Here is a 25,175-nt window from a genome sequence, read left to right on the forward strand (position 1 = left end):
ATGTGAGCACTTAAATGCAAAATGTAATTATGATTACTGCCTTTAAAGGGTGCTACTTTCTATTGGACATTTGGCGTCGGGTGCGACTCAGTGTTTCTGGCGTAAGGCCTAAATATGATGCGATCATATGCTGTGGCACACGCTGTACAATATCGGGATAGGTTTTAATCAAATTTGTATAACGCTCCTCTGTAGACATGGTAAACATAGCTGTAATGCGACGCTGCAGAGCGATATAAGCGCTTTGCATTTGCAGACGAATAAAATGTTCATACTGCGGAATACGTTTGATCAATTCTTCCTGGGCAGTATTGCTTATCAATAGCAATTCACAATCTTCCAGGGCTTCGATATTGTAAGTAGCCGGTTCGCCGGTAATAAAACTATACAAGTCTGCGATGGTCCATCCCTCTACAGCGAACTGGACAATGTGTTCGCCTCCTTTTTCATCAATGGTATAAGCACGCAAAGCGCCTTTCTCTACAAATGCGGCGTGTTTGGAAACATCACCTTCCTGCAAAAGGTATTGGCGCTTGCGCAATTTTTTTGGTGTGAGATAGCCCTTGAATATTTCCTGCTCTTCTGCTGTGAGACTTATTTTAGCCGTAAGACTTTTAAAAAACAATTCGTACATACCCGTCATTATCGACGCAAAAGTAGTGGTTCCTTTTTGCCTTCGTTTTCTCAATTAACGATCAAAAAGGTAAGTTTCCTATGATATACTACGGAAAAAAAGAGGTGAAAACTGTGATTGCAAAGGTGCGCCTAATCCTATAGGAGTCAAGCTGTTCGGCACTTTACATAATGGGAAAACCCTATGAATAGGGTACAAAACCGAAAGCCTTGGTAAATATGAAGCAAAAATTTTTGGGTTCGCAATTTTAGCATTATTATTGCATCGGAAACTGTTGAGAGGTTCTTTCTTTCTCACTCACAAGTCGAGTTTTCAATTTCCATTCAATAATCAAATCATTAGCTAAGGATTTCGCCCCATTTAGTTTTTTAAACGACCATTTACTATGTACGACATTTTGCAGTTGAACGACATGCTTGTTCCAGAATTGCTGGATATAGCCGAACGACTAGACATTACCGATGCCAGAAAACTGGATAAACAAGGATTAATTTACAAAATTTTGGACAAGCAAGCTGTAGCCGGAGCCGGGAAAACCGCTGCGAATGGCGAAGAAAAACCCCGCCGCAAACGCATTGTAAAGGCATCGACTGCTAATACTACTGAAGAAGCTATTGTAGAAGATACTGCAACTCCAGTAGCTGAAGCGAAAGTAGAAAGCAAAAAGGCGCAGCCCAAACGCGAAGAACGTCCTAAGCGTACCCGTAAAAAAACTGATGGTGGTGATGTAGCTACAGCTACAGAAGCTGATAGCGATACAGCGACTCCGGAACCGATTATTGAAACCTCTCCTGAATTAGCAGCCTTCTTTAACGATGAACCAGTAGTACTAGATACTCCACCTGTAGTGGAAAGACCGGCTCAACAAACTGGTGGTCGTAATTTTCAACAACGTCGTGAACAGGCCTTCAACATTGAGTTTGACGGTGTGATCATAGCAGAAGGTGTATTGGAAATGATGCCTGATGGCTATGGTTTCTTACGTTCTTCTGATTACAACTATTTATCATCTCCAGATGATGTATATGTATCGCCTTCTCAAATCAAATTGTTTGGTTTAAAGACCGGTGATACGGTATATGGCTCTGTACGTCCTCCTAAAGAAGGAGAGAAGTACTTTGCTCTTTTAAAAGTAGAAAGCATTAATGGCAAAAGTCCTGAAGAAGTACGCGACCGTGTACCTTTTGACTACCTGACGCCATTATTCCCATTCGAAAAGCTGAACTTATTTACCAGACCGGACAACTACAGCACCCGTATTATGGACCTGTTTACCCCAATAGGTAAAGGTCAGCGTGGATTGATTGTAGCCCAGCCAAAAACTGGTAAAACCATGCTGTTGAAATCAGTAGCTAACGCTATTGCTGAGAACCATCCAGAGTGTTACCTGATGATCGTGTTGGTAGATGAACGTCCGGAAGAGGTAACCGATATGGAGCGTAGCGTAAAAGCAGAAGTAATTGCTTCTACGTTTGATGAACCAGCAGAAAAGCACGTGAAAGTATCTACCATTGCTCTTCAAAAAGCTAAGCGTTTGGTGGAATGCGGCCATGATGTAATAATCCTGTTAGACTCTATTACACGTTTAGCACGTGCACACAATACAGTAGCGCCAGCCTCCGGTAAAGTATTATCTGGTGGTGTGGAAGCCAATGCGATGCAGAAGCCTAAGCAATTCTTTGGTGCGGCCCGTAAAATTGAGAATGGTGGCTCTTTAACCATTCTTGCTACTGCTCTGATTGATACTGGCTCTAAAATGGATGAGGTAATCTTTGAAGAATTCAAGGGTACTGGTAACATGGAATTACAGTTGGATCGCCGCTTAGCGAACAAGCGTGTATTCCCTGCTATTGACCTTGTAGCCTCTTCTACCCGTAGAGATGACCTATTACTAGAAAGAGATGTATTACAACGTATGAACCTGTTGCGTGTTTACCTGACGGATATGAACTCAGAAGAAGCAATGAATGAATTGCTGAAACGCATGCGCGGAACCAAGAGTAATGAAGAGTTTTTGGCTTCTATGAACCGCTAACAGCAGCGCTTACTTATAACTGATCAATATAAAATGAGACCTCTACGGTCTCATTTTTGTTATAGGTTGTCCTGAATCAAAATGAGTAATATGAAGACAACAACAATTTTTAGCCTATTGGCAACAAGTCTTACAGTAGGATTTGTAGCCTGTGGCGAGAATGGCAACAACACGGATAGCGGAGACACAACAGTAACAGCTAGCACGACTACTGAAAGTTCAACTACAACAACGACCAGCACGGTGAACTATGCTGCCATGGCGGATTCTTTTTCAGTAGGGAACAATGAGGGACGCTACTTGGATCCCAAAACGGGTAAGTCTATTAAAATACGTGTAGACCCGCAAAGCGGACGACGCGTAAACGCTGCAACCGGTGAACCAGTATGGCGTTATGTAGACAACAGAACCTGGTGGGTATATGGTGGTGATGATTGGGAACCCCAAGGTGAGGCACGCATGGAAGGAAGCAATCTGCAGTATAAAGGTGAAAATGATGCATGGGTAACCTACGATGAGAAGTGGCCAGATGATAATACGAAAATGGAAGCGTGGAAAACAAAATATGCTGACGGATCTAAAGAAGAAATGCAGGAAAATGGTAATCAGAAATACAAAGACAGCGACATTAAAATAAAAACAGAAAAAGACGGTGATTTCCGTATTAAAACAAAAGACGGCATCAAGATCAAAAAAGATGAAGATGGTGTTCGCGTAAAAGATAAAAAAGACAACAAGTAACAAAGCAGTCTATTCTTTGTTAAAAAGCTCCTTTAAACGGGAGCTTTTTTTATTATGCCGCGCCGACTGATAACTTTGTACTTGTGACCACCGACAAACTTCATATCACCTCCTTTTTACAACAACATGTCAACCATTTGACCATTGATGTACGCTCGCCGAAAGAGTATGAACACGCCCATATGCCAGGAGCTGTGAGTGTTCCCATATTTGATAACGAAGAGCGAAAGATCATTGGTACGATCTATAAACAGCAAAGCCAGAAACTGGCAATAAAAAAGGGACTGGAATTTTTTGGACCCAAGATGAGAGGAATCGTAGAGAAGGTTGAAGAAATTTTAGATTGCAGATTGCAGATTGCAGATTCTGAAAAACAATCGCCAATCGCCAATCGCCAATCTGAACTCTTTATCTATTGCTGGCGAGGAGGCATGCGCAGCGGTGCAATGGCCTGGCTGCTACAGTTGTATGGATTTAAAGTGCATTTGCTGGCGGGTGGTTATAAAAGCTATCGCCGCTGGGCATTGGAACAATTAGCTGCTCCACACGATTTGAAAATATTAGGAGGCTATACCGGTTCAGGGAAAACAGAAGTGTTGAATCAACTGGAAGCAGAAGGCGCCTGCGCTATCGATCTTGAAGAACTGGCACGCCACAAAGGGTCGGCTTTTGGCAACATGGAACAAGTTCCACAACCCAGCCAGGAAATGTTTGAGAACTTGTTGGCTTACGCTCTATATGAACAGTATACTAAACCAGGGGCAACACCATCTATTTGGATAGAGGATGAGAGCCAACGAATTGGCTTAACCAATATTCCACAACCCTTTTGGCTAACGATGCGCCGTTCACCTTTGTACTTTTTAGACATACCTTTTGAGGAGCGATTGACACACCTGGTAAAAGAATATGGCGGGTATCCGAAAGAAGCTTTGGCAGAAGGGATTCAACGCATAGCCAAACGTTTAGGCGGCTTAGAAGTGAAGAATGCCTTACAGTACTTAGAAGAAGGTAATATAAACGACTGCTTTTCTATTCTATTAAAGTATTACGATAAGCTATACCTGAAGGGGTTACACAATCGAAGTGACTTATCTTCGTTATTAACTAAAATCAATTGCTCTGCTGTAACTAACAGCAATGCTACAGCCTTATTAACACCATATTCTACTGTATGAAAAACCTCGTTTTAGCTTTTACCCTACTCTTTGCTGTTAAAGGCCAATCTCAAGTGGTAAGTGGCTTGTATGGCGGCACCCTTGTTAACGATAGTACCCACAAGGTGCAAAACTATGAAGTGGCGCTTAGTGAATACCGTGGTAAGATTACCGGCTACTCGTACACCACCTTCGTTGTAAATGATACGTTTTTTTACAGTGTAAAAACTGTAAAAGCTAATTTGAAGGACAACGAGCTGGTCATCCAAGATGACAAGATGATTGTCAATAACTTTCCTGAAGCTCCAGCCAAAGGCGTCAAGCAAACCAATATAATACCCGTAATGGCTGCTGGCCCTGCTGATACCGTACGAGGTTTCAATGGTAAATGGAGTACGAATCAAACTAAGGTTTATTATTCCCTGTATGGTGGCCTGGAAATGAAGCGGGACAGCGATAGTTCACAATCTGCACTTATTGGTCATTTGCGTGAATTAAAAATCCTGGGGCCAGCTTATGCAGCGACAAGAACAGATGCTATTGCTGTAGCTGATAATGCCACTAATAAACAGAAGCAGCCCACAAAAGCGGTGGTGGTTAAAACACCAACAGCAACGACGCCATCTGTTAGTAATACAGCTGTACCAACTTCTATACCTTATGCACAACGTGCTGAAAAGATATTACAAACACTATCTGTTGGTAGTGATAGTTTAACCCTTTCGTTTTATGATAATGGGGTAGTAGATGGCGATATGATCAGTGTATATGTAAATGGAGAAACCGTAATTGACAATACAAAGCTGACCGCTGTAGCTGTTAAAAAGACAATAGCTGTAAATGCAACTGCTGGTGAAATCAAACTAATACTCGTAGCTGAAACATTGGGAACCTTACCACCAAACACTGGTTTATTAATCATTCAGGATGGTGACAACCGTTATAATGTACACTTCAGCGCGGATCTGCAAACCAATGCAGCCATTATATTAAGAAGAAAATAGTATGACAGAACCGATAAAGCTTACACAATATTCTAAAGGTGGCGGGTGTGGTTGCAAAATTGCACCGGCTGTTTTAGAACAAATAGTTAGAACAAATTCAACATCATTATTTCCTTCCTTATTAGTAGGAAATGAAACAGCTGATGATGCCGCGGTCTACCAGATCAATGATAGCGAAGCTATTATTTCTACTACTGATTTCTTTTTGCCAATAGTAGATGATGCTTTCGATTTTGGAAGAGTAGCTGCCGCCAATGCTATCAGTGATGTATATGCGATGGGAGGCACTCCGATGATAGCTATTGCTATATTAGGCTTTCCTGTAGATAAGTTACCAGTGGAAGTGGCACAACAAATATTGGAAGGTGGTCGCAGCATTTGTAAAGAAGCAGGCATACCGTTAGCAGGTGGGCATACGATTGATTCTGCTGACCCTATATTTGGATTAGCAGTTACCGGACGCGCTACCCTAAATCATCTCAAGCGCAATATTGGTGCAGAAGAGGGGGATGCACTTTATCTCACCAAACCCATTGGTACAGGCTTGTTATCTACTGCGCTAAAAAGAGGGGTGTTGCAGGAAGGACATTACGAAGTTTTGATAAAGCAACTTACTAGCATTAATAAGTTAGGAGAACAACTTGGCCAGATTAAAGGTGTAAAGTCTATGACCGATGTAACAGGCTTTGGATTGTTAGGTCATGCCATTGAAATGGCTGAAGGTAGTGGTGTATCTATTAGTCTAAACTATACTGCCATTCCTAAAATGGAAGGAGTAGATGAGTATTTAAAACAACGTACTATTCCGGATGCTACGTACCGCAACTGGAACAGCTATAATAGTAAAACACAGTTTGGAAAAGGTGTGAATGTAATGGAGGCCTTTACGGTATTGCCCGATCCACAAACCAATGGAGGGTTATTACTAGCTGTGGCACCAGAATCACGTGCCGAAGTAGAAGCTTTATTTACGGCTAATGGTTTAGGTGATTTTCTTGAACCGATAGGAAGTTGTGTGGAGAGAGGAGAGAAGGTGATTTATGTAGGATAGAACTAGGATTAATTGGATTAAATAAGATTTAGAGGAGAAAGTTGACACGTTGATAAGTTGACAAGTTAATTAGGAGAATTCAACCAACTATTAATAGTAAAAAGCTGGCAAGTAGAAACTGCCAGCTTTTTTATTTTATTAAGTTGAGTAGAATGAAGTCAATGCGCTTCCCTTGTCAACTTATCAACGTGTTAACTTGTTAACCCTTTCCTCTCCATCCATTCTACCCCTAAAAATCCTAGTTCTCTAATTCAAAAGTCTTGATCTCTTTTTCTTCTCCATTTATAATAATGGATAGCTGATGTTGGCCTGCATAGAACTTACGGGTAGTGATGGGTTTGAAACTTTGGCGCCGTTGCACAATTGCTTTTTCATTGGACTGGTACTGTCTTTCACTGATCTTAAACACTTTCTTAGATAGTTGTCCATTTTGTCGTTTGTAATACACAGCATATTCCAACCGAATGACTTGAAATGTATTATTATTGTTCTCAATAAAAAAAGAAAATACCAGGCTTTGGCCAACTGCAACTTTTGGTGTGGCAATAGTGAACTCATTAAATGCAATGTTTTCACTTTGTAACCCGTAATGTTTGAGTATGGCGGCATGCCCTTGTTTTAGAAGTGTGCGACAACCGTGCTTGATAATGGCATCGGTTTCTTTACCGATACCTTTCCATTTCTTTGCAATGTCAATAACAATATCAGGATGATCCTTAGCGATGTCGTTTAGATTATTGGCGACACTACGTCTAACAAATTCAGAGGGGTCGTTCTTTAAGTTTTCTAATATCGGTAGTACTGGCGTTGGATCTTTTTTAAGTGCGGGGATTGCCATGGCCCACGGTAGTCTAGGTCGGGCGCCTTCACTAGCCAGCCGTCTTACTTTATCATTTTCATGTAAAGACCAAGCCAACATTTGTTGTAACATCCGATCGCCATATTTCAAGATAAACGGACGTACTGCAAACTCGCAACTGGTGAACTGTGTAACAAACTCCATTGCTTTTACTGCGCTATCGAAATCATTCAATCCATATGTTTCTATATAGTCGGGCAGAAACATGTATTCAAGGCTTGATTCTTTGATATTGTTATTGCGTAACTGTATAATGAGTTGTTGAATAACCTTTGCTGCTTGTGCAAAGTTTTTCGGAAGGAATTGGTGCAGCACTTGTGCGGTATGCCGCATGCGATCTTTTAGCTCCTTATCACCAAAGGTTTCATCAAAGACGGTATTTATGAAAAGTTGTTTACTAAGGTCAGGAAGCACTTGTGCCAATACGTTAGTAAAGCTTTTATAGAAGGCTGGTGAATAAAGATCTTTCAGTAACGTACTCATGGACCGCGGATTTAATCGATTATTAGGATTTCTGATTTAAGGATCGCTGATGGGTGATTTGAAATTGGATGATTTTAAGATAAAGAGATTTCCTGTATAACGAGCGGGAACATAAATTATCCATATCCCTTCTTTCCTCTTTTACTCTTATCTAATCTTAAAATCCTAGTTCTACTCTTTCGGCTGTAAAAAGATCTCGGCCATCATACAACGTACACTACCACCATTAACCTTTTCAATAGTAGAAACATCAAAAGCCAATAGCTCACCAAAGCCTTGCAAGGTTTCTATCTGAAAAGGAGTTAGTACATTGTATGCTGTTTGACTCATGACGATAAAGGATTGCCCCTCTTGGTTTTTTACCTGTAACATATTGCCGGCGAAGGCATTCACTTGTTCTTGGGTTATTGGCAGTACGGCATGACCGGTAGTAGCCAAAAGTTGAATAACGGCAATACGTTCGGAATCATCTTCAATAGCTTGGTCACAAAGCACTGCAAAACGGTCGCCAATACACATCATCACATTGGTATGATAGATCAATTGGCCCTTATTATCTGTAGCGGTGAAGGTAATTGCCTGATACCCGTTAGCAGCAGCAAACTTTTGGACTAGCGATTCATGTGTTCTGAGTGAGAGACAGGCATACACCATTTTTGAAACATGATCCATAACCATGCTACCAGTTCCTTCCAAATACATTGCCTCTGCTTCAAACTCCGTCCAATCTAATACGTTGTTTATCTGGTATACCTTGGCGAGTGCCTGTAAAATGTCGTCACGTTTTTCTGTGCGCCGGTTAGGCGCATACATTGGATAAACATTCACCACGCCTTCAGAACTAGTGCTAAACCAATTATTCGGAAAGATTGCATCCGGCTTTACTGGCTCAGTGGTATCATTTACAACTAATACTTTGATATCGTTGCGCAGTAGGCCTTCCACCATCGCATCAAATTCCTGAACAGCTTGCTCGTGAACTTCTTCTGTATGGGGACTTTGAAAAAAGTTATTGGCAGCGGTTTGCTCATTAAAGCGAAAGGCTGCCGGACGTATCATTAAAACGGTGTCTGTAATCTGCATCTACAATAAAGCATCTATTCGTTGGGCTAACTTTCGGTCCTTGTCGGTTACAATATTACCGGCATCGTGTGTATTCAGCCAGATCTCTACAGTATTCCAGACATTGGTCCACTTGGGATGGTGATCCATTTTTTCGGCAATCAAAGCCACTCGGGTCATAAAGGCAAAAGCTTCGTTGAAGTCTTTAAACTGCAGCTTTTTATATAAGCTGTTTTCTTTTTCTTCCCAATTCATGTTGAAAGGTTAAGGGTTAATTGTAAACGTTAATGGTTATAAGTTAATCGTTATCGGTTAATAGTCCATAATATTTTACCCTTTACCTGTTAACTTATAACCATTCACATCTTATATCAGAATACAAGGTGTTCTTTGTTTTTAACCTTGTCGGTGGCCAGTTCAGTTACCAACTGTACACCTTTAATAGTACGAATGGACTCGATAATTTGTTGCAGCACTTGTTCACTTACAGCGTCTCCCTTTAACAGCCACAGGAAATCCAGGTGTTTAAACTCAGGTAACAGGTACTCTCCATCAAATTGGTTGTTGTAGAGGTAGTGCACCAGTGATGTATGAGGCTCTGGGAATTCATATACTGCAAAGAAATAATTACGGTTCTTCTTTGTTAGCTGTATTTCAATTTCGTTGTTGATCCGGAAGTCGACACCCAGCAGTTGATTCAACTGCCAACAAAAGAGGTAGTCTTTCATTGGTGCCATAATGCCCAGCAGCCGCGTGTCTTCAAAAAAACCATCTGCCAGATCCTTTGAGTCTAATACCAATTTCATAAGATATCTTAAGCGTTAGTGTCGGTAAACCATTAAAACTCTACATTAGCGGTTAAGCTTTCTTTCCCTCTTTGATAGGTTACATGTGTCTTATCGCCTTTCTTAAACTTACTGAGTGCCTGCATGTAGGTTTCTATGGAATTAATCTGCTCATCGCCTAAAGAGATAATTACATCACCAGCTTTAATACCTGCTTTTGAAGCAGGACGACCATCGCTAACGCCATCTACTCTCAATCCACTACCACCGAATGTATAATCAGGCATGATACCCAGCGTAACGCTAAACCGTGCATTGGTAGATGTTTGCGTATCGCGCGTTTTGGTAAAAGCCAGTTTGCCCGGTTGTTTATCCGTGGCTTCAATCACACTTAAAATATGTTTTACGACATACAATTCACCAGTATAGTTGAGCTTATCGAAATCATCGCTTGGGCGGTGATAATCACTGTGCAGGCCAGTAAAATAAAACAACACGGGGATGTCTTTTCTATAAAAAGAGGTATGATCACTCGGGCCCATACCGCTGCTATCAAAACGGTAAAGCAAGTTGGTATTGTATAGCTTGCTTTTACCAGTAGTGTTATACAGCTGGCCCCATACCGGAGAAGTACCATATCCACCTACCGTTAATGCTTTGGAACTATCATTCAGTCGGCCCACCATATCCATATTGATCATATAACTAACAGACTTCAGATCAATGGTAGGGTTCTCTACGAAATACTTAGAGCCAAACAATCCTTGTTCTTCTCCAGAAAAAGCAATGAAAAGATAGTTGTTGTGCTTGCTCTTGGATGTTTTTAACGTACGGGCCAGTTCCAGCAGAGCAGCCGTACCGCTTGCATTGTCATCTGCACCATTGTGGATTTGTTTCGTTGCGCCGGTATATAACGAATTACCATCGTCTCCCCAACCTAAGTGATCGTAGTGTGCACCAAGCACAACAGTAGTAGGCGCACCATTATCAATATAACCGATCACATTGTGACCTTGACGTATTTTAGGACCAACGTCTACTTTTAATTTCATATCCAAAGAGGCGGAGGCATCGCTCAGGTACTTTGTAGCAGCTTCTTTGGTTACATACACTACCGGAATTTTTACAGGAGGTGTTTTATCTTTTTCATTAAAGGCCAAACCGTCTTTGCCAGTACCGGTATTGTACAGGAACACAGCCGTAGCGCCTTTTTTAGCCATATCAGCTATGCGGCTTTGAATAGCCATATCTATATCAAAATGAGGGTTGGATTTATTTTCATCCAACAACTCCTTTACATCCCAAAACCAAGGCATTTGCGCTTCCTGCAAAGCTATAGAAGGCATAGCTTCTATAGCGCCATTGCCACTATACACTAAAGGAAAGAAGTCTTTATTCAATACCAAGGTATTGTCGTTGATCATCAAAAGAGTAGCTGAATTTACCTGTCGGCCTTCCTGCACATCAAATGGTTGTAAATAATCAGCCGTTCCTTTAGGCGTGACGCCAATTGTTTTAAATGTTTTGGCAATATAGTCAGCAGCCTGTTTTTCGCCAGCGCTACCCGTGCGCCGCCCTTCCAGGGCATCGCTGGCCAGGAAGCTAACATGCTGTTGCAGGTTAGTTTGAAGCTGGCGGTCTTCTTTCTTTAATTTTTGGGCAGAAACACTGCCACTTGCTATAATCAGGAGTGAAAAAAAATACGTACGCAACACAACCAAAGGTTTTAAAGGTGATTGAATGACAAAATTATTTTAATGCCTGCTCCTCTAAGACGTTTTCTTCATTTTTATTAGTCGAAAAATTTCCTTAAGCTTTCGATAAAACTTCCAATATCGTAAACCCACCCTTATAAGCTGTGCTACCTTTGCGCGCGACAAGTGAAGCATAAAACAGTACATATAGCATTGGTGGGTAACCCTAATAGTGGGAAGAGTTCTCTTTTCAACTGCCTGACAGGGTTAAACCAGAAAGTAGGCAATTTCCCCGGCGTAACGGTAGATAAGAAAACAGGCTCCACCAGCCTGTCTGATGGAATGGTAGGCAATATTATTGACCTGCCCGGTACTTATAGCCTGTATCCCAAGCGATTGGATGAATGGGTTAGCTACCGGGTATTGCTCAACCAAGACAAGGATATTAAGGCCGATGTATATATTGTAGTAGTGGATGCCAGTAACTTGAAACGAAACCTGCTGTTTTGTACGCAGATCATTGATTTGAAAAAACCAGTGGTTTTGGCCTTGACCATGGTGGACCTGGCCAAAAAGAAAGGTATTCAAATAGACCTGTCTGAATTGGAAATAGAATTGGGTGTGCCGGTAATAGCTGTAAACCCACGTAAACAAAAAGGGGTTGCCCAGCTAAAAAAGGCAGTGGAACAAACTGCCTCCAATTTATATAAGGTCCCAGCCCGCGATTTTATTGACAACAAAGCCCTGGCCGCTGGACCAATTGAGGATTTGAAAAAACTGGTTCCGGAAGCTAGTGACTATTCTGCAGTCCACTTTCTGATCAACCACGAGCATTTTGACCTGCCTGCAACTTTACAGGAAAAGATTGAAGCGGTGGAAGAAAAACACCAATTCAATCATACTAAGACCCAGGCTACCGAAATTTTGGAACGCTATAGTCGTATCAAACGCATTATGCAGGTAGCGGTTACTGAGCCGGATCCTTTGGAGCAAACTATATTTACCGACAAACTTGATAATATACTGCTGCACCGCAAATGGGGTTATCTGATTTTACTGGGCGTATTATTCTTACTATTCCAAAGTGTGTTCTGGCTGGCACAGTATCCTATGGAGTGGATTGAAAGTGGTTTCTCCCTTTTAAGTGGCACACTAGCTAACGTTTTGCCAGAAGTTTGGTGGAGCGATCTATTGATTAATGGTGTGATTGCCGGCTTAGGTGGTATCGTTGTTTTTGTACCACAGATCATGATTCTCTTCGGCTTGATCACACTATTGGAAGATACAGGATATATGGCGCGCATTTCCTTTCTAACAGACAGGCTTATGCGCAGTGTAGGCTTAAACGGAAAAAGCGTAATGCCCCTGATCAGCGGTTTTGCTTGCGCAGTGCCTGCCATCATGAGTGCCCGCGCTATTGAGAACCGTAAAGAACGCTTACTTACTATACTGGTTACGCCACTGATTAGCTGCTCTGCACGTTTGCCTGTTTATGTGATCTTAATTGGCCTGGTGATTCCTAACACCTACGTTCTTGGTTTTATGAACCTGCAAGGCTTGGTGATGATGGCCTTATACTTACTAGGACTGGTAATGGCCTTAGTGGTTTCGTATGTAGCCAAGTGGTTTATTCATATCAATGAAAAAAGCTTTTTCATTTTAGAACTTCCGATCTATCGTGCACCACGTTGGAACAACGTAATATCTACCATGATCAACAAGGCGAAGATCTTTGTTACTGATGCCGGTAAGGTGATCATGGTAATTAGTTTGATACTTTGGGGACTTAGCTCTTTTGGACCAGGCAATCGAATGGAAGCTGTGGATCAACAATACCAGGCAGCTAAGGCTACAGGTATTAATATAGAACAGGTACAGAAAGATTACGCTTCGGCGAAGTTGGAGAATTCCTATGCTGGTATCTTGGGCAAAACCATAGAGCCCGGTATTCAACCATTAGGATTTGATTGGCGCATTGGTATTTCACTGATTACGTCATTTGCTGCCCGTGAAGTGTTTGTAGGCACTATGGCTACTTTATATAGTGTAGGAGAGGACGATGAGGGACTGCTGCTACGTGATAAAATGAAAGCTGCCCGTAAACCCGATGGTACTCCTTTGTTTACCTTGGCCACGGGATTATCGCTAATGGTATTTTATGTATTTGCTATGCAATGTATGAGTACACTGGCGGTTACCAGACGAGAAACCAAAAGTTGGAAGTGGCCTATCATCCAGTTTACTTATATGACAGGCCTGGCTTATTTAATGAGCTTGCTGGTGTATCAGCTATTTAAATAATCGTGAAACGTCAAACGTGAGAGGAAGTTTACAGACGACAGTCCACAGAAGTTCAAACGTTTTTAAAGATCATAAAAAGAGAAAGGTGCAGAAGTTTTTAATTTCTGCACCTTTCTCTTTTATAATTATTGCCAAAGTATATTAATCAAACTTCGAAGCATCTACCGCAGGTGTCCATTTGCTTTTTGGCTCATAGTAGTTCCAAAGCAGCTGTGATATTTTGCGGGTGAGTACCCAAGCTTCATTTTCGTTATTCCAACTGGAGTCCTGGTTGTTTTTACTCATTATACAAAATACGTATTCTGCTTTATTACCTTTAACCAGCAAGGTTTCATTACGCGTTTGATTCACCGCGCCATTCTTCGAATATACTAGAGCGTTAGGTGGCAATTGTGAAATAGCTACTTCGTCATAATAATTTCGATTTAATAAGCGAAGCATTTTATCAGATGCCGCATTTGAAATCACTTCACCTTTATAGATCTTTTCAAACAGCGAGGCCATTTCCTTAGGTGAGGATTGTCCCCAGCCGTATTGCGAGCGGTTGGCTTCACGGCCCGGTGTACGAGAATTGACACGTGTATTTACAAAGCCCATACTATCCAGGATTTCATTTATACGGGTACCCTTGCCGGCTAGGCTTTGTAACCACAAACTGGCCGTATTGTCGCTCGTGGTAAGCATCAACATCATCACTTTGCTTAATTGAATTTTTTCGTCTTGTTTGAAGGAGCCCAGAATGTCTTCGCCCTCATACAATAAGCTATCGCGGTAGGTGAGAGGCTGATGATACTGTAGCTCTCCACGGTTGATCTTATCCATTACACCTACCAGTATAGGAACCTTTACCATACTGGCAGTAGGGAATACTGTATCGGCATTAATGTTTACCACTTTATTAGAGTGCAGGTCTTTTACATAAACACCTATATCACCCTTAAAATCTTTGACCAATACTTCCAGCTGTTGCTGTAATTTTTTATCAACTTTTTGTGCTGTAACAAATAGGTGGCTACTTACCAGCGCACATAGAACCAGGATACGTTTCATGATGGATTAAATGCTTTTCTTGTAAACCTTTGAATAGTCGAGTACCAACTGCACCAATGTTTTTACTCCGGTTTTCATGCCGCTTTCATCTATTTGAAAATCGGGTGTGTGGTGCGCAGCCGTGGTTTTAGGATCTTTGTTAGCAGACATACCACCTACATATAAATAGAGTGATGGTATCTTTTCACTAAAGAACGAAAAGTCCTCTGCACCCATGACAGCGTTCATTACTTGTGCATTACCATTGGTAGCTTTTTGTAATGAAGGCAACATAGCTTGCGTCAATTTAGGATCGTTGTAGGTAACGCCTGTTTTAGCTTCTATGGTTACTTCTGCAGTGGCACCAGAAGCTTCTGCAATATTTTTTGCTGTTCGCTCAATACGCGCCCATACATCATCACGCATTCCTTTATCCAGGGTGCGAATGGTACCACTTAAGGTTGCTTCTTCTGGAATAATGTTTTCACGAACACCGCCTTTAAAAACGGTTGTTGAAATGACCACAGGATTTTGTGTAAGGTCGGATTGGCGGCTTACAATAGTTTGCAGGCTGTTGATGATCTGCGCACCAATAGCCACTGGGTCAATACCTAACCAAGGTTGCGCACCATGCGATTGGCGACCTTTTATTTTAATGCTAAACCAATCGGATTCTGCCATCATCCCTTTCTCGCGGTACTTGATCTGGCCTACGGGTGTTTGCGCATTTATGTGCAGACCAAACATGGCATCTACTTTTGGATTATCTAACACACCTTCTTTGATCATTAGTGCGGCACCGCCTTCTTCACCAGCAGGAGCACCTTCTTCTGCAGGTTGAAATACAAATTTCACAGTACCCGCCAGATCGTTTTTCATACCAGAGAGAATTTCCGCAGCTGTCATTAACATAGCTACGTGCGTATCATGACCACAGGCATGCATGACGCCCACCTCCTGTCCGTTATAAGTAGTTTTCTCTTTTGAAGCAAAAGGAAGATCCACACGTTCTGTAACAGGCAATGCATCCATATCAGCCCGGAGACCAACTACAGGGCCAGGCTTACCACCTTTTAAAATACCAACCACTCCTGTTTTTCCTACACCTTCTTTTACTTCCAAGCCTAAAGAGCGCAGGTGCTGGGCCACAATCTTGGCTGTGCGAAATTCTCTGTTGCCCAATTCAGGATGCTGGTGAAAATCTCTGCGCCAGGCAATGGTTTTAGGTTCTAACTTTTTTACCAATGCATCAAGAGGATCGACACTAGCAGTCTGCGCTTCACTTCGTATAATCGTTGACGTTAGTAAGGTTGTAAGAATTATATTTCTCATGTGTTATATGTTCTTTCTTAAATATAGCATACATTAATTGACCGTGAGCAGAAAGAGGTCGGAATAGAGAGTAGCTTTTTACATCAAACACATTGTTGCGTTTCATCATATCATTAATATTCCACCTTCCGTCCAGCCATTCTTTTTAAACAAATCAAACAAAGTATCGCATTGTTTCAACTACAGCATCACGTTCTGCATGGAACCTAGCTATGGCTATACTTAATATTTGATCACGTTTGACCAACTCCGTAACATTACGGAGTTGGTCAAACGTAGGGTTAGATATATATAAACGTTACTGAAGTTTTGGGTAAGAGAATCACTGCGGTTGACTTTTCCTGGAATACAAAAGGTGGCAAGTGTGCGACTCGCTTAATAGAATTGAATTAAGAAAAAGACGAGGAATCTGTTTTTGTTTCTGAAAACAAAATGTAAAGCCCATTCACAGAGCAATACAAATTCTCTTGAAGACACTCCATGCCTTTGTATACCATAAATAATTTGAAAGGAAAAGGAAAGACTTATAGACTATTGATGGAACAATGAATGTGTTCAATTGAATGAATTTATTAGCAAGACCCTATTTCTTTCTTCCATTAAGAATTGCATTGTTCATGTTGTAGGACCTTCTAACCAGTCTCTAATTAGTGCCTTTATTCTTTTTGAGTAAATTTAAGCCGCTATGATGCTGCGTCACATTCCATTCCTCAAAAACGTATTTCTGTACAGCATTACAGCATTTGGTGGTCCGCAGGCACACATGGCTATGATGCTTAAAAACTTTGTGCATCAAACGCCTTATGTAACAGAAGAAGAATTACTGGAATACAATGCGTTTTGCAATTTATTGCCAGGCGCTTCCTCCACACAGACCGTTACATTAATTGGTTATAAAAGGGGTGGTATTTGGTTGGCCATCTTTACTTTATTGGTTTGGATCTTACCAGGGTGCTTTTTAATGGGCGCCTTTTCTTTTTACTTTCTTATATAGATCAGAAGACCCTGCATACTGACATCTTTAAATTCATTCCGTCACTGGCGGTAGGCTTTTTGGCGTATGCATCGGTGGCGGCCTTTCGTATCTCTATTAAGAATACAATCACCTGGTGTATCATGGCGTTTTGTGTGTTTGCTACTTATGCTGCCTTCCGATCGCCATGGATCTTTCCCTCTTTGATTGTATTAGGCGGTGCCATCACCAACCTAAGTAAGAAGCGCATCCCGCAAAAAGAGGTAGTATCAAAAAAGATAAAGTGGGGTAATATCTGGCTCTTTGCTGCTTTATTCTTAATAGCCGGGGTAACCAGTGAGGTAGCCCGTAAAAATGACTGGCCCAACCGAAAGCCCATTAACCTGTTTGAAAACATGTACCGGATGGGTAGCCTGGTATTTGGCGGTGGCCACGTATTGATGCCCATGATGTATGAACAGTTTTCAGTACGTCCGGAGGTAGTTAAACAAAAGAACCCGAATGTGGTTTCAATAAATAAAGAGGATATGACCACAGGGATGGGTATTGTTCGAGCTATGCCTGGGCCGGTATTTTCCATTGCTTCCTTTACAGGAGGCATGGCTTTAAAGAATCAAGGGCCAACTATGCAGGTCATAGGTTGTATCATTGGCACTATTGCCATCTTTTTACCCAGCGCATTATTGGTACTTTTTTTCTTTCCTATTTGGCATAACCTGAAACGCTATGCAGTGATCTACCGCTCATTGGAAGGGATTAATGCAGCAGTGGTAGGGATTGTGATTGCCTCTACCTTATATATCATGAAGGATATTACGCTGATTGACGGGAGCATTAACAGCTTGATTAATGTAGCAGTAATCCTGGCTACTTTCGGATTGCTACAGTTTACCCGCATTGCTTCACCCATTATAGTTGCTGTTTGCCTGCTTTTAGGCTACTTACTTTGAAGCTTTTTAAAGAAGCGATTAGTTACAATCTCACTTTCTACACTTTCTGGAACCAGGTACTTAATAGACTTGCCCTGCTGTATAGCTTCACGGATATGAGTAGCAGATATCTCCAACAAGGGAGCATTCATTACTTGTACAGATGCCCCCAAGGTATTTTCTACAGGAAAACCAGGGCGTTCATATACCAAGATAGGGTAGTGATTAATAACAGCTTCGGCATTCTTCCACTTTCCAAGGTTCTGAAAACTATCGCTTCCCATGATAATACTAAACTCATAAGCCGGATGCTTTTCTTTCAAATAAGCCAAGGTATGGGAAGTATAAGAAGGTTTAGGGAGAGAAAACTCGATATCAGAAGCCTTTAAACGATCATCTCCCTCTACTGCTTTTTGCACCAAATGAAGACGATCGAACTCGTTTAACAGGGTAGCCGAATGCTTAAAAGGGTTCTGGGGAGAAAGCACAAACCAAACTTTTTGAAGGTTGGTTTCATTAAGAATGTGGTTTGCAATGATCAGGTGCCCAATATGGATAGGGTTAAACGAACCAAAATAAAGACCCACCTTCATAGATTACTGCGTATTCTTGTTTTATTTCTCAATAATAATTTCACCAGCCTCGCTCTTCCTTAGGCTTAATGAATAACCAGCCACCCGTACAGAGATTGGATCTCCTAAAGGAGCTACCTGCTCTACTACAATCTCTTCACCAGGAATACAACCCATCTCCATCAACTTTAACTGCAAATCTGGACTCTGAAAGGCCTTAATCTTTGCTCTATCACCCTGTCTTAACTCAGATAACTTCATTTTAAAAGAATATTTACCAAAGCTATGGCAAGTAAGCGTACCCTTTCCGAATTTTGACCCATGCGTAAAGAAATTAACAACATTCACTTCCACTACCTAACCTCACGCTTTCATTTCACTAATCGCACCCAGCTTAAAGCCTACCTTAACAGGGTAGCTAAAAGAGAAAAACACACAATAGATACCATTAACTACATCTTTTGTGATGACGCTTACCTCTTAGAGATAAATAAACAATACCTTAAACACGACACCTATACTGACATTGTAACCTTTCAGCTCAACCTGAAAGGAGAGGCTCTGCTTTCCGACGTTTACATAAGTGTGGAAAGAGTGAAGGAAAACGCCCTACAACACAACACTACCTTTACCCATGAGCTTCACCGTGTGATCTTTCATGGACTATTACACCTCTGCGGGTACAAAGACAAGAGTAAAGCTGATAAAGATGAGATGCGCAGACAAGAAGACAAGTGCTTAAACAACTACTTTGTTCCACGTGGAACCAATTAATTCCACAGCTCAGGTATTCCACGACCCAACAACAACAGTGTTCCACGTGGAACTAGAAAGGGAAGCTTTAACAAGTTTCCCTTTCTTCATTATGATAACTTTGTAACCTTATGTTTCAAGCTTATGATATAATAGTGGTAGGTGCCGGTCATGCCGGTTGTGAAGCCGCCGCAGCTGCTGCCAATATGGGCTCAAAAGTGTTACTGGTAACCATGAACATGCAAACCATAGCACAGATGAGTTGTAACCCTGCCATGGGAGGAATAGCAAAAGGACAAATAGTTAGAGAAATAGATGCCTTAGGAGGTTACTCAGGTATAGTATCCGATGCCTCTATGATTCAGTTTCGTATGCTGAACCGTTCAAAGGGACCCGCTATGTGGAGTCCTAGAACACAGAACGATCGTATGCTCTTTGCACAGAAGTGGAGAGAGATGTTAGAGAATACGCCCAATGTAGACTTCTACCAAGATATGGTAAGAGAACTGGTTGTAGAGAATAACAAAGTAACAGGGGTTGTAACAGGGCTAGGTCATACTATAAAGGCCAAAGCTGTAGTATTAACCAATGGAACTTTTTTAAATGGGGTTATCCATATAGGGGAGAAGCGATTAGGTGGAGGCCGTGTAGCAGAAAGAGCTGCACAAGGATTAACAGAGCAATTAGTTAGTCTAGGCTTTGAAAGCGACCGTTTAAAAACAGGTACACCTCCAAGAGTAGATGGACGTTCTTTGGACTATTCTAAAATGGAAGAGCAAAAAGGGGATGAGGAGATAGGTAGCTTTTCTTACTTAGATGTAGAGCGTCCAAAAGAACAGCGAAGCTGCTGGATCACTTATACTAATCAAGAAGTACATGATTTATTAAAGACCGGCTTTGATCGCAGCCCTATGTTTACGGGAAGAATAGAAGGCGTGGGTCCTCGCTATTGTCCTAGTATAGAAGATAAGATCAACCGCTTTGCTGAAAGAGACCGTCATCAGCTATTTGTAGAACCAGAAGGTTGGAATACGGTGGAGATCTATGTAAATGGTTTCTCTACATCCCTTCCAGAAGAAGTACAATATGAAGCGCTGCGTAAAGTGCAAGGCTTTGAGAATGTACGGTTCTTCCGTCCGGGTTATGCTATTGAATACGACTTCTTTCCACCTACACAGTTGAGCTATACCCTAGAAACCAAGGCTATTGAAAACTTATTCTTTGCAGGCCAGATAAATGGCACAACAGGATATGAAGAAGCTGCATGTCAAGGATTGATGGCAGGTATCAATGCACATCAAAAAGTGATCAATGATGCTCCCTTAATCTTAAAGCGCAGTGAAGCATATATCGGTGTATTAATTGATGACCTGATTTCAAAAGGTACGCAAGAGCCTTACCGCATGTTTACCTCACGAGCAGAATTCAGAACTCTTTTACGCCAGGACAATGCAGACTTGCGCTTAACTGAGACGAGCTATCGTATGGGCTTGGCAACAGAGGGCCGAATGCAAAAGATGCTGAAAAAGAGGAGAGAAGTGGAAGAAGTAAAAACCATATTGAGCACTACGGCGATGGAACCAGCAGAAATAAATCCCTTCTTTGAAAGCATTGAAAGCGCGTCTATCAATGAAAAACAAAAGCTGGAGAAAATCATATTGCGCCCCAACGTACAGCTGCATGATATCATGAAGCAGGTGCCTAAAGTAGAAGAAGCCTTGAAAGGATATGAAGAAGAAGCTGTAGAGCAAGCTGAGATCCAGGTGAAGTACCAGGTATATATAGATAAAGAAAAAGAACTGGTGAACAGGATGAGTCAGATGGAGAACCTGGCCATACCTGAACATTTTGACTACAAACGCATTATAGCCTTGGGCGCAGAAGCGAGAGAAAAACTAACAAAGGCTAAACCAAGAACACTTGGTCAGGCCAGCCGGATCTCTGGAATTAATCCAAGTGATGTACAGATACTGATGATTTATATGGGGAGGTAGAACTGGGAGAATAGCTGCAAGCTACACGCTGTAAGCTGCAAGCCAAACAGCCGTGAGGGGAAGGGGTTTAGTAATGGAACAGGTTGAAAGGTTGGCTAGTTGAAAAGTTGATAAGGAAGAGAAGAAGAACACTTAGCTGTTGGAAGAAAGAAGAATGAACAGGGAAGAAGAACATGAATAATGAGTCTGAGGATTAGCAGGTGTTGAATTAATTAGTCCATTCTACTCTTCTATTTAAAGAGAACATTTGCAGGATATAAAATCATTTAAAAGAAAAATAAACCCCACAACAGTTATTGTTGTGGGGTTTTGCTTTATTTATATCATATAATATTGATTATCAATAATTTATGTCATATTATGCTGTTTCTTTAGCATTTTCCTGCTGTAATTTCCAAGTATGGTGGCCTAGGACAAGTTTAATATCAGAGAAGCTGAATTCATCACCCAGTTTGCTTTTGATAGCATTCATACTTTCGGCGCCTACTTCAGCAATAACAGATAAGATAGGCTGCACTTTATCTTTTTCAATTAAAGCTTCAACATCTAACTCTCCCTTAGCCACATAAGTAGACAAGTGACCAATGATAGTACTTTGAGCTAAGTTGCGTAGCGTTGCAATTTCTTCAACCGACTTACCATCTTTGAACAACTTAAAAGATTCTTCATTGGTGCTTCCTTTAACAGGTTTAGGTTTGACTTCTTTTATCTTTTTGGTAGGCTCTCCTGGTTGATACTTGTTATAATAATCTGCGTTTGTACTAAACCGTAAGTCGCCATATTTTGAAGACTGCAAACGTTGTAACTGTTGCCACAACAATCCTTCTATAGTTACTACCTCTTCTTTGTACTTCTTGATCTTAGTAGCATGTTGCAATGATTGAATATGTTGCTGGATCGGCTCCAGTAAATGAGTAGCCAATTCTTGTGAAAAGTATTCAACCGCCTTGGACATGCGCTCTTGCAATGATTTAGTTTCGCCTGAGGTATGTGCCTGTTCAACTAGTTTATCTAATTGCATTTTAAATTTTCTACCCACATCATTCAGTTCAATAGCTTTTTGTTTTGCGGCATCAGCCATCAACAAAGCAGCTTGCAAATAGGGAATCTTTTTACTTTCCAGTGTAATGACCCAATGATGTAGTAGTTGAACAGCTTTTGTAAAATCAAACAGCTTTTGTAAAGCCAATGACCAAGTGTGATACTTTTCTTTTTCGAGTACTTGTTCCAAAACAACTAGCTCTGTTTCCTGACGAGCATACTCCAACACTCGTTTATCGGTAGCAATACTATACGGCACAATCCGTGACTTCAAAACTATACCATCCATAGAAGTACAACGGCTTAATGCAACATACACCTGTCCAGGCGCAAAGGAAGAACCGGCATCAATAATTGCTTTGTCGAACGTAAGGCCCTGGCTTTTGTGAACTGTAATAGCCCATGCTAAACGAATAGGATATTGCGTGAAAGAACCTAATTCTTCTTCATCAATTTCATCGTTCTCTTTATTATAGATGTAGCGGATGTTTTTCCAGGTTTCCTTTTCCAGAACAAAGTTTTCATTGCTATCTGGAAAACGAATCGTTATCTCGTCTTTAAAAATGTTTTGAACAAAAGCAATCTTACCATTGTAATACCGCTTCTCTGAACTGGTATCATTTTTAATAAACATTACCTGGGCGCCAACCTTTAACTGAAGCGCTAGATCTGTGGGCAACGCTTTTTCAGAAAAGTCATCTTTGATGACAGCATTGAAGGTGTGAACGGGTCCTGACAAACGTTGCAGTTCCGTAGCGTTTATTGCATCTGCTGTTCTGTTGTGTGTAGTAATTGTAATATAAGTATCGTCCGGAACGAATGCAGGATTATAAAGTGCATTAAGATTATCAAAGTCTTCTTTATAAACTTGGTTATTACGAATACGATTTAAGATGTCAATGAAGTTTTGCTCACTTTGACGGTAAATCTTTTTCAGTTCAATATAAAGAGGCTTGGCATCGGCAATTGCTTTAGCACTAAAGAAAAAAGGACTCTCGTAATAGTCTTTTAAAATATTCCATTCCTGTTCCGGCACTACTGGCGGCAATTGAAACAGATCGCCAATATAGACTACCTGCACACCACCGAAAGGTGTATCAGGTTGTTTGCGGAAATGCCTTAGGATAGTATCAATAGCATCTAACATATCGCAGCGCATCATACTTACTTCATCTATAATAAGCAATTCGGCTTCTTGTAATAGCTGCCGCTTGTTGGAAGTAAAATGAATGTTTTTGAATAAGCTATGTTTATCATTGATCTCAACATAACCAATGACACCATCTCTTTGGATGTGACCAGGAATAAATGTACCGCGTGGTAATTGAAAAAAAGAATGCATGGTAACACCACCGGCATTAATAGCTGCCACACCTGTAGGTGCAACAATTACTGCATTCTTTTGCGTATGTTCCTTAATGTAACGAAGGAATGTGGTTTTACCGGTACCAGCTTTTCCAGTAAGAAAAATATGGCGTGAAGTGTCATTTACAAGATTAACTGCCAGCTGGAAAAGGGTATTTGTTTCGTCGCTTTTTTGCATACTCATCTCCTATAAATTTACTACAACCCTAGCAGAAAAGCTGTTGATAAATACCTAATTAAGAAGAGTTTAAAATGTGTCTGCATATCATAAAAAAAGCCACTTCGTAATGTGAAGTGGCTCAATAATTATTAAGAAAAATATGATTAGCTCTGTGGCTTTTCTAACAATTTAAAGAACTGATCCAGTTGTGGTAAGATCACTATTCTAGTACGACGGTTAGCTGCTTTACCAGCGGCTGTATCATTACTTTGAACAGGTAAATATTCACTACGACCACCCGCTGTCATACGCCTAGGTTCGATCTTATATTGGTTTTGTAATACGCGTACAATTGAAGTAGCTCTTTTTGTACTAAGATCCCAGTTGTCCTCAATACCTACAGATTTCATAGGTACATTATCTGTATGACCTTCAACTAAAAACTCAATATCTGGCTTGCTGTTCAGTACTTGAGCCACTTTACCTAACACACGTTGTGCATCTGCGGAAAGGGCATAGCTACCGCTTTTGAACAACAACTTATCAGAGATAGAAATATATACAGCGCTCTTCTCTACTTTGATTTCGATATCGCTGTCATTAACATCGTTCAAAGCACCTTTTAGGTTCATTACTAACGCCATGTTCAATGAATCCTTTTGCGCCAAAGCTTTTTGTAGATCCTGGATGTAAAGATCTTTTGAACCTATATTTTCCAGTGATTTCTTAATGCTTTCTGCTTGTGTAGAAGAAATAACTGAAAGATCCTTCAACTGGTTTATAACTACGTTGTTGTTTTCTTTTAAGAAGGCCACTTGCTTATTCAAGTCTTCAATATCCTTTTCTAACTGTGCCTTCTTACGTGCTGCAGCTTCCTCCTCTTCTCTACACTTTTGCAAGTCGGTTTGAACCTGCTTATAAAAAGTGTTTAACTCTGCATACTTTGATTGCTCGGCTTGCAACTTCTTTTTACTAACACAAGAGCCCATTGAAACAACCAGGGCTGCAGCAATTGTTAAGTGTGCTACTTTCATCTAATTTGATTTAGGTTTAGAAATAGTGGTCTTGCCATATTTAATGGGCCTCAAAGATAGGCGGTCATTACAGCTGAGCTCACTTTAAATGAGGTTCTAATGAAGTATTAATGCTTTTTTAAGGAATTGTTTGCAAGCATAACACAAGGAAAGGCCTTAAATGGATAGACAATAAAAAAGCCCCAGA

At 41.0% G+C, this 25,175-nt stretch carries 22 protein-coding genes; 10 read left to right on the forward strand and 12 right to left on the reverse strand.

Going from position 1 to position 25,175, the window contains the following annotated elements; translation table 11 throughout:
• Positions 1-52: 52 nt before the first annotated feature.
• The gene (locus tag SY85_RS15915) at positions 53-634 is read right to left on the reverse strand and encodes a Crp/Fnr family transcriptional regulator (protein ID WP_066409866.1); all 582 of its coding nucleotides are present in this window, start codon (positions 632-634) and stop codon (positions 53-55) included.
• 385 nt (positions 635-1,019) lie between these two features.
• On the opposite strand from SY85_RS15915, the gene rho reads away from it, so the two are divergent.
• The 5 genes from rho to selD all read left to right on the forward strand — a co-directional run bounded on the left by rho (position 1,020) and on the right by selD (position 6,622).
• Complete coding sequence (rho, locus tag SY85_RS15920) at positions 1,020-2,669, forward strand: transcription termination factor Rho (RefSeq protein ID WP_066405881.1); 1,650 nt, start codon at positions 1,020-1,022, stop codon at positions 2,667-2,669.
• A gap of 90 nt (positions 2,670-2,759) precedes the next feature.
• Positions 2,760-3,410 carry a hypothetical protein gene (locus SY85_RS15925; protein WP_066405882.1) on the forward strand — a complete coding sequence of 217 codons (651 nt, stop codon included), beginning with the start codon at positions 2,760-2,762 and terminating at the stop codon, positions 3,408-3,410.
• Between the two features lie 83 nt (positions 3,411-3,493).
• Positions 3,494-4,588, forward strand: a complete 1,095-nt coding sequence (gene mnmH / locus SY85_RS15930; protein ID WP_071891007.1) for a tRNA 2-selenouridine(34) synthase MnmH — start codon at positions 3,494-3,496, stop codon at positions 4,586-4,588.
• A complete protein-coding gene (locus tag SY85_RS15935; protein ID WP_066405884.1) occupies positions 4,585-5,571 on the forward strand; it encodes a hypothetical protein in 987 nt (328 codons plus the stop codon). Before mnmH ends, SY85_RS15935 begins: the two co-directional genes overlap by 4 nt.
• 1 nt (position 5,572) lies before the next feature.
• The gene (gene selD / locus SY85_RS15940) at positions 5,573-6,622 is read left to right on the forward strand and encodes a selenide, water dikinase SelD (protein WP_066405885.1); all 1,050 of its coding nucleotides are present in this window, start codon (positions 5,573-5,575) and stop codon (positions 6,620-6,622) included.
• 238 nt (positions 6,623-6,860) lie between these two features.
• Here the strand turns inward: selD and SY85_RS15945 are convergent, their stop codons facing one another.
• The 5 genes from SY85_RS15945 to SY85_RS15965 all read right to left on the reverse strand — a co-directional run bounded on the left by SY85_RS15945 (position 6,861) and on the right by SY85_RS15965 (position 11,526).
• Positions 6,861-7,964, reverse strand: a complete 1,104-nt coding sequence (locus tag SY85_RS15945; protein ID WP_066405886.1) for a DNA alkylation repair protein — start codon at positions 7,962-7,964, stop codon at positions 6,861-6,863.
• A 171-nt stretch (positions 7,965-8,135) separates the two neighbouring features.
• The gene (gene ctlX / locus SY85_RS15950; protein ID WP_066405887.1) at positions 8,136-9,047 is read right to left on the reverse strand and encodes a citrulline utilization hydrolase CtlX; all 912 of its coding nucleotides are present in this window, start codon (positions 9,045-9,047) and stop codon (positions 8,136-8,138) included.
• A complete protein-coding gene (locus SY85_RS25180; RefSeq protein WP_066405888.1) occupies positions 9,048-9,281 on the reverse strand; it encodes a 4a-hydroxytetrahydrobiopterin dehydratase in 234 nt (77 codons plus the stop codon).
• A gap of 116 nt (positions 9,282-9,397) precedes the next feature.
• A complete protein-coding gene (locus SY85_RS15960; protein WP_066405889.1) occupies positions 9,398-9,832 on the reverse strand; it encodes an IPExxxVDY family protein in 435 nt (144 codons plus the stop codon).
• A 32-nt stretch (positions 9,833-9,864) separates the two neighbouring features.
• Positions 9,865-11,526 carry a M20/M25/M40 family metallo-hydrolase gene (locus SY85_RS15965; RefSeq protein ID WP_066405890.1) on the reverse strand — a complete coding sequence of 554 codons (1,662 nt, stop codon included), beginning with the start codon at positions 11,524-11,526 and terminating at the stop codon, positions 9,865-9,867.
• A gap of 165 nt (positions 11,527-11,691) precedes the next feature.
• On the opposite strand from SY85_RS15965, the gene feoB reads away from it, so the two are divergent.
• On the forward strand, positions 11,692-13,806 hold the full coding sequence (gene feoB / locus SY85_RS15970; RefSeq protein WP_066405891.1) for a ferrous iron transport protein B: 2,115 nt from the start codon (positions 11,692-11,694) through the stop codon (positions 13,804-13,806).
• Between the two features lie 141 nt (positions 13,807-13,947).
• On the opposite strand, the gene SY85_RS15975 is transcribed toward feoB, so the two are convergent.
• Together SY85_RS15975 and SY85_RS15980 are read right to left on the reverse strand one after the other, a co-directional pair.
• The gene (locus SY85_RS15975; RefSeq protein WP_066405892.1) at positions 13,948-14,856 is read right to left on the reverse strand and encodes a serine hydrolase; all 909 of its coding nucleotides are present in this window, start codon (positions 14,854-14,856) and stop codon (positions 13,948-13,950) included.
• 6 nt (positions 14,857-14,862) lie between these two features.
• Positions 14,863-16,167 carry an amidohydrolase gene (locus tag SY85_RS15980; protein WP_066405893.1) on the reverse strand — a complete coding sequence of 435 codons (1,305 nt, stop codon included), beginning with the start codon at positions 16,165-16,167 and terminating at the stop codon, positions 14,863-14,865.
• Between the two features lie 685 nt (positions 16,168-16,852).
• On the opposite strand from SY85_RS15980, the gene SY85_RS25980 reads away from it, so the two are divergent.
• Both SY85_RS25980 and SY85_RS15985 read left to right on the forward strand, forming a co-directional pair.
• A complete protein-coding gene (locus tag SY85_RS25980) occupies positions 16,853-17,161 on the forward strand; it encodes a chromate transporter (protein ID WP_226998852.1) in 309 nt (102 codons plus the stop codon).
• Positions 17,104-18,090: a chromate transporter gene (locus SY85_RS15985; protein WP_226998853.1), complete on the forward strand. Its 987-nt coding sequence runs from the start codon at positions 17,104-17,106 to the stop codon at positions 18,088-18,090. The genes SY85_RS25980 and SY85_RS15985 overlap by 58 nt, the downstream gene beginning before the upstream one ends.
• Here SY85_RS15985 and nadD read toward each other — a convergent pair.
• Both nadD and SY85_RS15995 read right to left on the reverse strand, forming a co-directional pair.
• The gene (nadD, locus tag SY85_RS15990; RefSeq protein WP_066405894.1) at positions 18,078-18,662 is read right to left on the reverse strand and encodes a nicotinate (nicotinamide) nucleotide adenylyltransferase; all 585 of its coding nucleotides are present in this window, start codon (positions 18,660-18,662) and stop codon (positions 18,078-18,080) included. The two genes, SY85_RS15985 and nadD, sit on opposite strands and share 13 nt — an antisense overlap.
• Positions 18,663-18,683: 21 nt before the next feature.
• Positions 18,684-18,902: a FeoA family protein gene (locus SY85_RS15995; protein ID WP_066405895.1), complete on the reverse strand. Its 219-nt coding sequence runs from the start codon at positions 18,900-18,902 to the stop codon at positions 18,684-18,686.
• Between the two features lie 60 nt (positions 18,903-18,962).
• Between SY85_RS15995 and ybeY the strand changes: the two genes are divergently transcribed.
• Both ybeY and mnmG read left to right on the forward strand, forming a co-directional pair.
• Positions 18,963-19,415, forward strand: a complete 453-nt coding sequence (gene ybeY / locus SY85_RS16000; protein ID WP_066405896.1) for an rRNA maturation RNase YbeY — start codon at positions 18,963-18,965, stop codon at positions 19,413-19,415.
• 110 nt (positions 19,416-19,525) lie between these two features.
• Positions 19,526-21,388 (forward strand): tRNA uridine-5-carboxymethylaminomethyl(34) synthesis enzyme MnmG, encoded by a 1,863-nt coding sequence (gene mnmG / locus SY85_RS16005; protein WP_066405897.1) that lies wholly within the window; start codon positions 19,526-19,528, stop codon positions 21,386-21,388.
• A 358-nt stretch (positions 21,389-21,746) separates the two neighbouring features.
• Here the strand turns inward: mnmG and SY85_RS16010 are convergent, their stop codons facing one another.
• Both SY85_RS16010 and SY85_RS16015 read right to left on the reverse strand, forming a co-directional pair.
• Positions 21,747-23,978, reverse strand: a complete 2,232-nt coding sequence (locus SY85_RS16010; RefSeq protein WP_082886505.1) for a helix-turn-helix domain-containing protein — start codon at positions 23,976-23,978, stop codon at positions 21,747-21,749.
• 140 nt (positions 23,979-24,118) lie between these two features.
• Positions 24,119-24,988, reverse strand: a complete 870-nt coding sequence (locus SY85_RS16015; protein WP_066405898.1) for an OmpA/MotB family protein — start codon at positions 24,986-24,988, stop codon at positions 24,119-24,121.
• Positions 24,989-25,175: the final 187 nt, after the last annotated feature.

It is taken from the genome of Flavisolibacter tropicus (genome assembly GCF_001644645.1).
Lineage (GTDB): Bacteria > Bacteroidota > Bacteroidia > Chitinophagales > Chitinophagaceae > Flavisolibacter > Flavisolibacter tropicus.